The 12,764-nt window shown below is 74.0% G+C and carries 11 protein-coding genes; 5 read left to right on the top strand and 6 right to left on the bottom strand.

Annotated elements, in window-relative coordinates; genetic code table 11:
* Positions 1-30 precede the first annotated feature (30 nt).
* From MY526_RS11340 to MY526_RS11320, 5 genes are all read right to left on the bottom strand, one after another.
* Complete coding sequence (locus MY526_RS11340) at positions 31-1,437, bottom strand: aromatic ring-hydroxylating oxygenase subunit alpha (RefSeq protein WP_436691951.1); 1,407 nt, start codon at positions 1,435-1,437, stop codon at positions 31-33.
* Positions 1,438-1,477: 40 nt separating this feature from the next.
* Entirely contained in the window at positions 1,478-2,026 is a 549-nt protein-coding gene (locus tag MY526_RS11335) for an aromatic-ring-hydroxylating dioxygenase subunit beta (RefSeq protein ID WP_436691950.1), read from the bottom strand.
* A gap of 118 nt (positions 2,027-2,144) precedes the next feature.
* Positions 2,145-3,710: a purine-cytosine permease family protein gene (locus tag MY526_RS11330; RefSeq protein WP_436703906.1), complete on the bottom strand. Its 1,566-nt coding sequence runs from the start codon at positions 3,708-3,710 to the stop codon at positions 2,145-2,147.
* Between the two features lie 209 nt (positions 3,711-3,919).
* Complete coding sequence (locus MY526_RS11325) at positions 3,920-4,753, bottom strand: VOC family protein (RefSeq protein ID WP_436691948.1); 834 nt, start codon at positions 4,751-4,753, stop codon at positions 3,920-3,922.
* Between the two features lie 94 nt (positions 4,754-4,847).
* Positions 4,848-5,216: a phage holin family protein gene (locus MY526_RS11320; RefSeq protein WP_436691947.1), complete on the bottom strand. Its 369-nt coding sequence runs from the start codon at positions 5,214-5,216 to the stop codon at positions 4,848-4,850.
* A gap of 166 nt (positions 5,217-5,382) precedes the next feature.
* On the opposite strand from MY526_RS11320, the gene MY526_RS11315 reads away from it, so the two are divergent.
* The 3 genes from MY526_RS11315 (at position 5,383) to MY526_RS11305 (ending at position 8,438) form a co-directional block, all read left to right on the top strand.
* Positions 5,383-6,567, top strand: a complete 1,185-nt coding sequence (locus tag MY526_RS11315; RefSeq protein WP_436703905.1) for an AAA family ATPase — start codon at positions 5,383-5,385, stop codon at positions 6,565-6,567.
* A 145-nt stretch (positions 6,568-6,712) separates the two neighbouring features.
* On the top strand, positions 6,713-7,468 hold the full coding sequence (locus tag MY526_RS11310) for a ZIP family metal transporter (protein ID WP_436691945.1): 756 nt from the start codon (positions 6,713-6,715) through the stop codon (positions 7,466-7,468).
* 46 nt (positions 7,469-7,514) lie between these two features.
* Positions 7,515-8,438 carry an alpha/beta fold hydrolase gene (locus MY526_RS11305; protein WP_436703904.1) on the top strand — a complete coding sequence of 308 codons (924 nt, stop codon included), beginning with the start codon at positions 7,515-7,517 and terminating at the stop codon, positions 8,436-8,438.
* Here the strand turns inward: MY526_RS11305 and MY526_RS11300 are convergent.
* A complete protein-coding gene (locus tag MY526_RS11300) occupies positions 8,363-10,195 on the bottom strand; it encodes a SpoIIE family protein phosphatase (RefSeq protein WP_436703903.1) in 1,833 nt (610 codons plus the stop codon). The genes MY526_RS11305 and MY526_RS11300 overlap by 76 nt on opposite strands.
* A 203-nt stretch (positions 10,196-10,398) precedes the next feature.
* Here MY526_RS11300 and MY526_RS11295 point away from each other — a divergent pair, with 203 nt between their 5' ends.
* Together MY526_RS11295 and MY526_RS11290 are read left to right on the top strand one after the other, a co-directional pair.
* Positions 10,399-12,051 (top strand): SpoIIE family protein phosphatase, encoded by a 1,653-nt coding sequence (locus MY526_RS11295; protein WP_436703902.1) that lies wholly within the window; start codon positions 10,399-10,401, stop codon positions 12,049-12,051.
* A 117-nt stretch (positions 12,052-12,168) separates the two neighbouring features.
* On the top strand, positions 12,169-12,624 hold the full coding sequence (locus tag MY526_RS11290) for an ATP-binding protein (protein ID WP_436691941.1): 456 nt from the start codon (positions 12,169-12,171) through the stop codon (positions 12,622-12,624).
* Positions 12,625-12,764 lie beyond the last annotated feature (140 nt).

Below are 12,764 nucleotides of genomic sequence, written 5' to 3'. Positions count from 1 at the left end.
ACCTGCGGTCCACGTGCGGCTCGCGCCGGCTCACTCCGGCGGCAGGTCCGGCCAGTCGCCGGGACGGGCGCGCATGATGGCCGCGTAGTAGCGGTAGAGGTTGCGCTGGACGCCCTCCTCGTAGCGGGTCCAGTACGCGATGCCGGGGCCGGGCCAGTCCGTCACGCGGGTGGAGATGCCGATCCCGGGCAGGCCCATCTCGTAGTTGAGCTGGAAGTCGAGCACCTCCGCGGCGACCGAGCGGCCGGTGCGGCCGACGGTGATCCACGGCTCGGTGTCGTCCATCTCGAAGGCGCCGCCGACCGAGAAGGTGCCGAGGCCGGCGCGGTAGGCGCGGTCCTTCTGCTGTTGGGTCATGCGCTTGTAGCCGAGGAACCAGTTCCAGATCTCGATCTGGCCGGGCCCCTTCGGCTGCCAGGTGCGGATCGTGATGATCCCGGTCGGCGGGTGGGCGCTGCCGTCCTCGGTCATGGGCAGCGCGAGGATCGAGAAGTTCGGGAAGACGTTGCCCACGAAGACCCGGGACCGGCGCGCGATGTCGAGCTGGTGCTGGCTGATCCGGCTGGTGTCGAAGGTGTCGGCGAGGTCCTCGGGGAAGCCGAAGAACCGGGGGCCGGGCTCGTCCTCGTCCGGCGCCATCGAGAACGACAGCGAGTGTCCGGGGGCCGCCTGGATGTGGTAGCCCATCATGTTCTCGCGGAAGGGCACCGGAAAGGCGCCGATCTCCCAGACCGACCGGTGCAGGGTGCCCAGGTGGTAGTCGTCGCCGGAGAAGTTGTCGGCCCCCGACTTCCAGTTGGCGTCGACGACGAACCGCTGCGGCGCACCGAGCACCTCCAGGCCCTCGGCGTCCAGGCCGAAGATCAGGTCGAGGTACCAGGACATGCCGCCGAGGTACTCCTCCAGCGGCGGTGCCGTCGGGTCGAGCGTGGCGAAGACCAGGCCGAGGTAGGTCGACACCTGTGCCGCCGGGACCAGGCCGTTCTTGCCCTTGTCCATGCCGCCGAAGGCGTTGCGCCACAGCGGGGCGCCGACCAGGGAGCCGTCGGTGGAGTACGTCCAGCCGTGGTACGGGCAGCGGAAGTGCGAGGTGTTGCCCGAGTCGGCGCGGCAGACCTGCACGCCGCGGTGCCGGCAGGCGTCGAAGAGGACGTGCAGCTCGCCCTTCTCGTCGCGGGAGACGATGAAGTTGTCCTCACCGATCTTGCGGACGACGTAGTCGCCGTTGGCCGCGACCTCGGACTCGTGCGCCATGAACACCCAGCAGCGGCCGAAGACGCTGCGCAGCTCCTGCTGGTAGACGTGCGGGTTGCCGAACAGCGTGGCCGGGACCTGGCCCTTGGGCAGCCCGTCGTCCAGCTGGGTGAGCAGGCGGTCGACCTGCGGGTGCAGGGCGGGGTCGGCCGGGGTGGCCGGGCGCTCGACGATCTCGGTCATGTCGCTCTCCTCGAGGGGCCGCGGAGTCGGTGGAGGTGGGTCAGAAGAAGAGGGACAGGTTGTGCGTCCCGATGACGGTGAGGTCCAGGTAGACGACCCGTTCCAGCAGGCGCAGCCCGCCCTCCTCGCGACGGAGGACGTCGTGCCGCTCGCCGGCGAGGATCTGGGGGGTGGTCTGGTCCTGGCGGGTGCGGTAGATCAGCACGTTGCTGCGGACCAGGAGCTTGTCGGCGTCGGCGTGCCGCCGGACCCGCACGTTGGTGACGAAGTGCCGCAGCCGCGAGGGCGGGTCCTCCGCCCAGGCGTAGGTGGTCTCGTTCCGGGCGACCTTGCTGCCCAGGGACCCGTGGTTCTCGTTGAGGTGATAGGTGCCCTCGACGAAACCGCGCCCCCGGGCCCGCTCGACGGTCTCCCGGAGCGGCAGCTGGTAGACGACGTCCCTGCTGACCATCGTCTCCAGCCACTCGCGCTCGCGGAGGTCGTCGAGCAGCTCGGCCTCGTAGGCCAGGAAGTCCGAGGCCTCGACGTGCTCGGGGCTGGCGATCGACAGCGGCCTCACGGTGGTGGGCGCCGAGGCGGTGTCCGTCATCGCGGGATCCCTTCTGCATGCATTTTTGTATGTAGAGAGTGTGGCATGGGGCGCGTGTCACATCAAGAGCGACGGGCAACTCACCGGCGACCGGCTCCGGCCGCCGGTGAGCGCACCGTCAGGCCCGCTGGTGGGCCCGACGGTGTCCCGTTGCGCACGCGTCGCACACCGGCGCGTCGTCGGCCCCGGGGTCGCGGTCCATCTCCACGGCCACGTAGGAGTCCTCGCACACGTGGCACTCGATCCACGTGCTCGCGGCGTCGGGCACCTCCTGGCGCGGGTCCAGCCCCGTGCGGACCCGCGGCGGCAGCACCGTCACCACGACCGCGTAGAGGACGACGCTGAGGACGAGAGCGACCACCTGGGCGGCGGCGGTGAACAGCGCCGGGACGGACGTGGTCTCGAGCAGGAAGATGCCGACGCCGGCGGACACGACCCACACCGCCAGGCCCCAGGTGACCTTCGGCAGCCGGGTGGCGCGGAACTCCGGGGTGTCCCGGTCCTCGCGCACCAGGGCGAAGTGGGTGAGCGCGATGCCGACCCAGGCCACGAGGAAGACGCCCTGCCAGCTCAGCGCCTGCTGCAGGTAGCTGAAGACGTTCGTGAGCATGAGCAGGAAGACCACGACCGTGGTGACGACGACCCAGGCGACCCGCCGGAGGCGCAGGCCGGTCAGGTTGGTGAGCAGCCGCTCCCAGTTCGACGACGCCAGGTAGTAGTTCAGGCTGTTGATGCGGGTCTGCGACACGACGATGAGCAGCAGGCCGACGAACCCGAGGGCGGCGATGATCGCCTCGACGACGCCGGTCTCGGCCGTCGGGTCACCGGGCAACGCGGCGCGGACGAGGAAGATGCCGGCCGCGCCGTTCGCCGCGAACAACCAGGCGTAGAACACCCAGCCGAACGTGACGTTCTTGTGGAACCCCTCGTCCTGGACCTTGGCGAACCGGGCGAAGTCCACCGTGGTGGGCATCGTCAGGTAGATGCCCATGTAGAGGATCGTGCCCAGGAGCCAGCCGGGGAGTGCCCGGGCCTCCGGCGGGACGACCCCCTCGAAGCCGAGCCACCCGGAGTCGGGGAACCTGACCGCTGCTGCGATGACCGCGGCGATGACGCCGACGGCGTAGAAGGGCAGGAGGAAGCCGTTCAGCTTGGCCATCCACGTCTGCACGCTGCCGAGCATCAGCGGCAGCATCGCCAGCGCGATGACCGCGTACCAGACCCGGATGTCCCAGCTCGGCGTGTAGTGCTGGAAGGCCACCGCGAGGGTGCTGCTCTCGAAGACCGCGTAGTAGGTGGTGTTGGCCGCGATCAACAGCGCGGTGAGCGAGGCGCCGACGACGCCGAACATGCGGCGCGACAGCAGTGTGCTGTTCAGCCCGCTGCGCGCCCCCCAGCGGGTGAACAGCCAGTTGATGAGGGAATAGGTGACAACGGACAGGCCGATCGCGATCAGCGCATCCCGCGTGCCGAAGAGGGTCGAGGCCAGCGCGCCGTAGAACAGCCACACCATCGCACTGAGCAGCGACCAGAACGACATCGTGAGCTGCCAGCGCCCCACCCGGGCGGTGAGGGGGACCACGTGGTTGCTGTAGTCGTCGGCCAGCTGCCTCGCCACGACGTCCGGGTCGTCGGTGGAACGGGTCGTCAGCGGCGGCGCCGAGAGGTCCGGTGCGAGTGCCATGGGCTTCTCCAGTGGACGGGATGCGCTGCACACATAAATGCATGCAGTTCTGTGCCCGAGAACCAACCGTGATCCAGCCCACAAGTCAATGGGTCCGCGCACGTTTTCCACGGCTGTCCCCCGGCCGTGGACGGGCCGCTCCCGGTCGAGCGCACGCCGACGACCCCGCGCTCCCGGGAGCACGGGTTGGGCGGCGCGGAGCCGGCGGATCAGGGCGTGAGCCGGCTCCGCGTCCGGGCGCGGACGGTCCTCTCCTCGTCGGGGAGCACGAAGAGGGTCAACTGCTCCCCCTCCGCATCGGTCATGCGCAGACAGGTCTGCTCCCAGGGGGTCCGGGTGACCTCCCCGGTCGCCTTGGCGCCGACGGCCTCGAGCCGGTCGGCGAGCGCGCGCAGCCCGGCGACGTCGGAGACCTCGACTCGCAGACCGTGGTCGCGGCCCAGCGTCGTCCCGGTCTCGGACTGGTCGACCAGATCCCACTGCCGGTCGTCGAACAGCTCCACCGCGGCGTACACGGCGCCGAAGAGCACGCCGCGCTGCCCGCCAGGGTGCGTCCACTCGTCGACGACCTGCATGCCCAGACCGTCGCGGTAGAGCCGCACGGCACCGTCGAGGTCAGCGACCCGCAGGCAGACCCGCAGCTCGTCGAAGGGGGTGGGCTGCGGGACGGGCGCCGGCTCCGGGCGACTGACCAGGACGTAGAGGTAGCCGTCGGGCGCCCGGAAGTGCGACCACGCGGTCGCCCAGGAGTCCTCGACGCCGTCGTGGACCTCGCCGACGAACTCGATCCCGCCCGCCTCGAGGTGGGCCCGGACCTCTCGGACGTCGTCCACGAGGATCCCGGCGACCGGGTGCTCGAAGAAGTCGTGGTCACTGTCGGTCGGCTTGAACACCTCGAAGCCGCTGCCGTCGGGGAACCGGAACACGCGGGCCCCGGCCTGCTCGCGTTCGACCGGCAGCCCCAGCCGGCCGTGCAGCAGCTCGGTCATCGCGTCGAGCTCGGGACTGCTGGAGCCGAGCCAGGCCAGTCCCATGACCCTCATGCAGGTCCGGCCCTGTGAATGCTGTTTTGCATGCAGTTGACCGTACGAGGTGCCGCGCCGGGGGGTCAACCATCCAGGAGACGGGTGGCCGGGGTCAGACCTTCTCGACCAGCTGGTCGGCGATCCAGCCGCCGATGGCCAGCAGCAGCCCGCCGAGGATGGCGGTGCCGAAGCCGTCGACCTGGAGGCGGTCGGTCAGCGCGGCGGTCAGGCCGAGCAGCGCCGCGTTGACCACCAGCAGGAACAGCCCGAGGGTGAGCAGCACGAACGGCAGCGACAGCAACCGCAGGATCGGTCCGATGATCGCGTTCACCACCGCGAAGATGAGCGCGATCCACAACCAGGTGCCCAGCTCCCCCAGTGGCCCCGCGGCGTTGGCGTCCACCTGGACGCCGTCCAGCAGATAGGCCACGCCGTAGAAGACGCCGGCCATGAGCACGACCTTGAGCGCGAACCTGATCACGGCCCCACGCTAGCGGCCGGAGATCGCGAACCGGCCCGTGTCGGGCGGTCTAGGCACGTCTAGCCGCCCGGCTAGACACCGGCAGACGACGGTCGACGGCGACACGCGCTACGCCCTTCTACCGATCTCTACGGCCCGGGCTAGACGCGCCCATACGGTGCTCGTCATGGACCCCGTGCGGAACCCGTACGCCCCGGGTGCCGGCCAGCGCCCCCCGGAGCTGGCCGGCCGGGACACCGAGCTGTCGGCCTTCGACGTCGTGCTGGAGCGGATCGCGCACGGCCGCCCCGAGCGCTCGCTGGTGCTGACCGGGCTGCGCGGCGTCGGCAAGACGGTGCTGCTCAACCAGCTCCGCTCGGCGGCCATCGGCCGCGGCTGGGGAACGGGCAAGATCGAGGCCCGGCCCGACCAGTCGCTGCGCCGGCCGGTCTCCTCCGCGCTGCACATGGCCCTGCGCGAGCTGCGGCACCCCGACCAGGACTCGATGGACGCCGTCCTGGGGGTGCTCAAGGCGTTCGCGCTGCGGCAGGTGCCGGACGCGAAGATGCGCGACCGGTGGCAGCCCGGCATCGACGTGCCGGCCGCCGGTGGGCGGGCCGACTCCGGCGACATGGAGATCGACCTCGTCGAGCTGCTCAGCGACGCCGCCGGGCTGGCCGCCGACGTCGGCCGCGGCATCGCGCTGTTCATCGACGAGATGCAGGACGTGCAGGCCGACGACGTCTCGGCGATCTGCGCCGCCTGCCACGAGCTCTCCCAGCAGGGCGCGCCGCTGATCGTCGTCGGCGCCGGGCTGCCGCACCTGCCGGCGGTGCTCTCGGCGTCCAAGAGCTACTCCGAGCGGCTGTTCCGCTACCTGCGGATCGACCGGCTGGACCGCGCCGCCGCCGACCGCGCGCTGCTCGCGCCGGCGGAGCGGGAGGACGTCACCTTCGAGGCCGGTGCGCTGGACGCCCTCTACGCCGCCGCCGACGGCTACCCGTACTTCGTGCAGGCCTACGGGAAGGTCACCTGGGACGTCGCCGCCGCCTCCCCCGTCACCGCCGCGGACGTCGCCATGGCCGCGCCGGTGGCCGAGGCCGAGCTGGCGGTCGGTTTCTTCGGCTCGCGCTACGACCGCGCCACCCCCGCCGAGCGCGAGTACATGCACGCCATGGCCGAGCTGGGCGGGCCGGGCGGCACCGCGGTGGCGACGTCGGAGGTCGCGGTCTCCCTCGGCCGCAAGCCGGCGTCCCTCTCCCCCGCCCGGGACTCGCTGATCAAGAAGGGCCTGGTCTACTCCGCCGAGCGCGGCCAGATCGCCTTCACCGTGCCGCACTTCGGCCGCTACCTGCTCAGCCACCCGGACTGAAGCTCCCCCCTAGGGCAAAGGAAGCTCTACCCGCGTCCCCGGCCCGCTGACGTGGGTAGAGCTTCCAATGCCGCGCACCCAGCGCGGTCTCTGCACTCGACAGGGCACGATGTGTGCACGCAGCGCTGGCGAGATCGGGGATGCCGTGCCGACGTGGCTGGAGGCCGGCCTGTGGGGCCTGCTGGGCGGTGCCGCCCTGGTGCTCGGGGCGCTGGTCGCCTGGTTCGTGCGGGTGCCGCAGACGGTCATCGCCTCGGTGATGGCCTTCGGGTCCGGGGTGCTCATCTCGGCGGTGGCCTTCGACCTCATGGCGGAGGCCGCCGACACCGGCGGGCTGGGACCGACGGCGGTCGGGTTCGTGGGCGGCGCGCTGGCCTACGTCGCCGCCAACGCCGCGCTGGCCCGTCGCGGCGCCCGGCACCGCAAGCGCTCGGGGTCCCAGCAGCCCTCGGAGGACCAGCAGTCCGGCAGCGGGGCCGCGATCGCGATCGGCGCGCTGCTCGACGGCGTCCCGGAGTCCGTCGTCCTCGGGCTCGGGCTGCTGGGCGGCGGGTCGGTGAGCCCCTCGGTGCTGGCCGCCGTGTTCATCTCCAACGTGCCCGAGGGGCTCTCCTCGGCAGCCGGGATGAAGGCCAGCGGCCGCTCCGCGCGCTACGTGTTCGGAGTGTGGGGCGGGATCGCCGTCACCAGCGGGGTCGCGGCGCTGGTCGGCTACGCCGCGCTCGGCGAGGCCCCGCCGGAGGCGATCGCGGTCATCACCGCCGTCGCGGCCGGGGCGATCCTCACCATGATCGCCGACACGATGATCCCCGAGGCGTTCGAGCGGACCCGCACCTGGACCGGCGTCATCACCACCCTCGGCTTCCTCGTCGCCTTCGCGATCGACGTGGCCGGACGGTGACCGGCCCGCGCTGCGGCCCGCGCCCGCCCCGGGCAGGGTGGGACCCGTGAGCGACCCGGTTGTCGACCCCGTGCAGATCACCGTTCCCGTCGACGGCGGGGAGCTCGCCGCGCTGCGCTGGCCGCCGGCCGCGCCCGGTGCCCCGATCGCCGTCCTCGTGCACGGCATCACCGCCAACGCGATGGCCTGGGCCCGGGTGGCCGGCGCGCTGGCCGGGGAGTTCGAGGTGGTGGCCCCCGACCTGCGCGGCCGGGCCGGCTCGGCGGGGCTGCCCGGCCCCTACGGCATCGAGGCGCACGCCGCCGACCTCACCGCGCTGCTCGACTCCCTCGGCGCGGACCGCTCCGGCGCGGACGCCGCCGTCCTGGTGGGTCACTCGATGGGCGCGTTCGTCGCCGCGCTGGCCGCCGCGGGCACGGCGCGCGACCGGGTGCGCGGTCTGGTTCTGGTCGACGGCGGCCTGGCCCTCCCCCAGCCGCCCGGGGCCGACGTCGACGCGATGCTGTCCGCCCTCCTCGGCCCGGCGCTCGACCGGCTGTCGATGACGTTCCCCGACCTCGCCGCGGTGCGCGCGTTCTGGGCGCAGCACCCGGCCGTGGGGCCGTGGGTCGACGTCCCCTCGGTGGCCGCCTACCTGGCCCGCGACGTCACCGGCGAGCCCCCGGCCCTGCGCAGCACCTGCGTGCAGGAGGCGGTCCGCGTCGACGGCGGGGACGTGCTGCTCAACGAGCGGCTGCTGGAGGCGACCACCGACCTGCCGGTGCCGGCGACGCTGCTGTGGGCCCCTCGCGGCCTGACCGACCGCCCGCCGGGCCTCTACGACGAGGTGCGGCTGGCCGGGCTGGGGCTCGAGCCCTCGGGGATCACCGCCCGCGAGGTGCCCGACACCAACCACTACTCGATCCTCTGGGCCCCGCAGGCGGTCGAGGCGATCGCGGCCGCCGTCCGGGACGCCGCCGCGCGGACCTGAGGAGGCCCGTCCTCCCCGCCCTTCGCGGGCGGGCGGGGCCGTTCCCAGGTCGGCGGGTGGGCCCTGACGGCGAGCACCGCGACGTCGTCCTCCACGCCGCCGCCGGTCATCTCGGCCAGCAGCCGGTCGCAGAGCGCGTCCAGGGACTCCCCGGCGGAGGCGGCCACCAGCCGGCGCAGCTGGTCGCGGCCCTCGTCGAGGAGCACGCCGCGCCGCTCGAAGAGCCCGTCGGTGAACAGCAGCACCGTTCCGCCGTCGGGGACCGGCACCACCCCGTCGGCCCGGGGCCCGCGCCAGCCGATGCCCAGCGGCGGCCCGACCGGCGCGGAGAGGTCGCTGACGGTGCCGTCGGGGTGGAGCAGCATCGGGTCGGGGTGACCGGCCGAGGACCACCGCAGCCGGCGCCGGCCGGTCGACCGGTCGGCGGGCGCCTGCTCGATCCGGCAGACCAGCGCGGTGGCCATCGTCGGCACGGCCAGCCCGACCAGGGCGTGGTCGACCCGGCGCAGGACGCCGGCGGGCTCCTCCAGCCGGTCGAAGGCGATCGCCCGCACCAGCGTCTTGACCTGCCCCATCGCGGCCGCGGCCTCGATGTCGTGGCCCATGACGTCGCCGATGACGACCACCGTGTCGCCGTCGGGCTGCTGGAACGCGTCGTACCAGTCGCCGCCGATGGACACCCCGCGGGTGGCTCCCCGGTAGCGGACGGCCAGCTCGAGCCGCTCGGGCTGCACCGGGGGCGAGAGCAGGCTGTGCTGCAGCCGCTCGGCCACCTGCTGGCCGGCCGCGGCGAGCCGTGCGTTGTCGAGGGCGAGCGCGGCCCGGCGGGAGGCGATCTCCGCCGTCCGCAGCTCGGCCTCGGTGTGCGCGCCGCGGTCGGGGCCGTTGACCAGCGTGAGCGCACCGAACACCTCGCCGCGGGCCAGGAGGGGGAAGGTCGCGACGGCGGCCGGCCGCAGCGGCTCCAGCAGGGCGCGGGTGGCCCGGTCGCCGACCATCTCGTCCACGTGGTGCGGCAGCAGCTCCTGGATCACGACCGGCCGGCCGCTGCGCAGCGCGGTGGGCACCGGCGCGCTGCGCTCGTTGGTGCGCACCCGCGCGTCGGCGTACCGGTGCATCGCCTCGACCAGGGCGGGGTCGCGGTGCGCCCGGCCGACGTCCCGCCGGGTGCCGTCCGGGTCGACCACGCTGACCAGGCACCAGTCGGCGAGCAGCGGGACGACGAGGTGGGCGAACCGGTCGACGGCCTCGTCCACGTCGACGGTGGAGGTCATGGCCAGGTTGATGTCGCCGAGCAGCATGAGGTGCCGGCCGGCCCGCTCCGCGCTCGCGGCGGCGTCGGCCGCGACCCGCGCCGCCTCCTCCCGCGCGGCGATCGCCGCGGCGCGCTCCCCCTCGACCCGGCGCCGCTCGGTCACGTCGTCGAAGGTGACCACCAGGCCCGCCTCGGTGAGGAAGGCGTCGGCGCGGAACCACCCGCCCAGCGGCGCGAACCACGCCTCGGTGCTGCCCGACGTGCCCGTGGCGCGCACCCACCGGTACAGCTGTTCGAACGGGCCTCCGACGGCCTCGGGGAACTGCGCCCACACGTCCCGGCCGACGAGCCCCTCGACGGTCCGGCCGAGGACCGCGGCGCCGGCGGCGTTGACGTAGGCGAAGCGCCAGTCGTCGTCCAGGACCAACAGAGGCCGGTCCATGCCGTCCACCGCCTGCAGCAGCAGGTCGGAGGGGGGCGGCACCCCGGAGTCCCGGCTCACGGTGATCACTCTGCCTCATCGCCGTACCCCGCCCGGCGCGTGCGAGACCGCTCGCCCGGCCGGCGGACGATGCCACGGCCGCGCTGCTTGGCAGCGGGGGTCCGCCCTGCCACCATCCGGGAGCCCGCCACGACCCCGGCGGGCCGGTGCGGGGGAAGCGCCCCGGGTGGTGCCCGGCGCGCGCAGCGGAGGGGGTGGTCGTCGTGGCGGACCACCTTCCGCTGCCGGCTCCGGTCGAGGACCCGGTCCTCGCCGTCGGCGTCCTGGCCTCGCTGCCCGCGGCGCTGCTCGCGCTCGATCCGCAGGAGCGGGTCGCCTACGCCAACCCGGAGGCCGTGCGGCTGCTCGGCCGGCCGCTCCCCGAGCTGCTCGGGCGCGCGGTCGCGGAGGTCTTCCCGGCGGACGTCGGCGGCACCGTCAGCGCGGCGTGCGCCGACGCCGTCGCCACCGGGAGGCCGGTCGCCGTGGAGCTCGCGCTGCCCGGCATCGGCGAGGGGTGGTTCGAGCTGCACGCCTGGCCGGCACCCGCGGGCCCGGCGGTCGCGCTGGTCGACGTCAGCCCCCGCCGGCGGGCCCAGCAGGCGGCCGACCGGGCCCGTCGGGACGCCGAGCGGGCCGGAGCCCGGATGGCCCTGCTGGCCGCGGTCACCGCCGAGCTCTCCGGGGCGCTGGACGGCGAGTCGGCGCTGGGCAGCCTGGCCCGGCTCGTGGTGCCGGCGCTGGCCGACGGCTGCATCGTCACCGTCATCGACCGGGAGGGCCGGGCCCGGGACGTCGGCGCGTGGCACACCGACCCGGCCCGCCACGAGCTGCTGGAGCGCTACGCGCAGGTGCGGCTGGACACCCTCCCGGAGGCGTCGCCGGTGGCGCGGGCACTGCGGTCGGGCACCGCGGCGCAGGAGTCGGTGGCCGCCATCCTGACGCTCATGCCGCCCGGGCCGGCGCGACAGCTGCTGCAGGAGCTCGGCCCCGAGTCGGCCGTCGTCCTGCCGTTGACGGCGGAGGAGCGGCCGGTCGGCGTCCTGACCCTGTACCTCGACCCCGGCCGCAGCGCGGACGCCGACGACGTGGCCGCGGCGGCCCAGGTGGCCGCGCAGGCCGCGCGCGCGGTGGACCGCGTGCACCGGCAGAGCCAGCAGGCGCAGCTGGCCGAGGCGCTGCAGCGCAGCCTGCTCACCGACCCGCCCACCATCGAGGGCGCCGAGGTGGCCGTGCGCTACGTGCCGGCCGCCGAGGCCGCCCGCGTCGGGGGCGACTGGTACGACGCGTTCCTGCACCCCAGCGGCGAGCCGGTCGTGGTCATCGGCGACGTGGCGGGCCACGACACGGCGGCCGCCGCGGAGATGGGCCAGCTGCGCGGCCTGCTGCGGGGCATCGCGCACTACAGCGGCGCGGGCCCGGCCGAGGTGCTGCACGGGCTGGACGCCGCGATGGCGCAGATGCACCCCGGCACGCTGGCGACCGCCGCGATCGCCCGGCTCGAGCGCGGCGGGACGCTGCTCCGGTGGGTCAGCGCCGGGCACCCGCCGCCGCTGGTCGTCGATCCCGACGGCACGGTCACCGTCCTCTCCGACGGCCTGGGCGACCTGCTGCTCGGGGTGGACCCGACCGCGGCCCGCCGGGAGTTCACCGTCCCGTTGCGGCCGGGCGCGACCGTCCTGCTCTACACCGACGGGCTGGTCGAGCGGCGCGACACCGGCGTCGACGAGGGCGTCGCCCGGCTGCGCGAGCACCTGGCCGAGCTGGCCCCGCTCCCGTTGGAGCGGCTGTGCGACGCGGTCCTGGCCCGGATGGTGGACGGCACACCGAACGACGACGTCGCGCTGGTGGCCATCAGCCTCCGGTCCCCCGCCTGAGCGCATCCCGAGGGACGCCTCACTCCGAGGGGTCGGAAACCGGCCGCGACGATTGAGCCGCCGAGGTGGTGGGCACCCCTTCCCCGTCGCAGAAAACCGACGGACGGAGAGGGCGAAGTGAGTCGACTCGCGTGGCCGTTGCGCCCGCTCCCCGACGGCCGGGGCGAGGTGTGGCGCTGGGACCTGGAGACGGTGTCCGAGCTGCCCGCCGCCCGGGCGGTCCTCCGCTCGCGGCTCGGTGGCGTCGGCTTCCTCGATGAGGACGACCAGGCCGCCGAGCGACTCGTCCTCGCGTTCGACGAGCTGGCGTCCAACGCGCTGCGGCACGGCCTGTCGCCGGTGGTGGCGACCGTCATCGCCGGCAGCGGCGGCTGGCTGCTCGACGTCAGCGACCGCGACCCCGAGACCATGCCCGCCCCCGCCGTGGACCGGGACCCCGCGCAGGGCGGGCTGGGGCTGTACCTGGTGGCGCGGCTGTCGGTGGCCCACGGCTGGTACGTCAACGACGACTGCAAGCACGTGTGGGCCTGCCTGCCCACCACGATCGAGGACCGCCAGCCCGCGTACTCCTGACAGGTCCCCGTGCAGGGTCCCGCCGCGAGCGTGCGAGGGGCGAGACCGTGCACGGGGGTCCTTCTGCAACGCGACGGCCCCGGGGGATCGCCCCGGGGCCGTCGCGTGTGCAGTGCGCCCGGGACGGCGGGAACTCGCGT

This window comes from Geodermatophilus sp. CPCC 205761, assembly GCF_051383655.1.
Lineage (GTDB): Bacteria > Actinomycetota > Actinomycetes > Mycobacteriales > Geodermatophilaceae > Geodermatophilus.
This window is presented reverse-complemented; position numbering and strand designations above follow the sequence as displayed.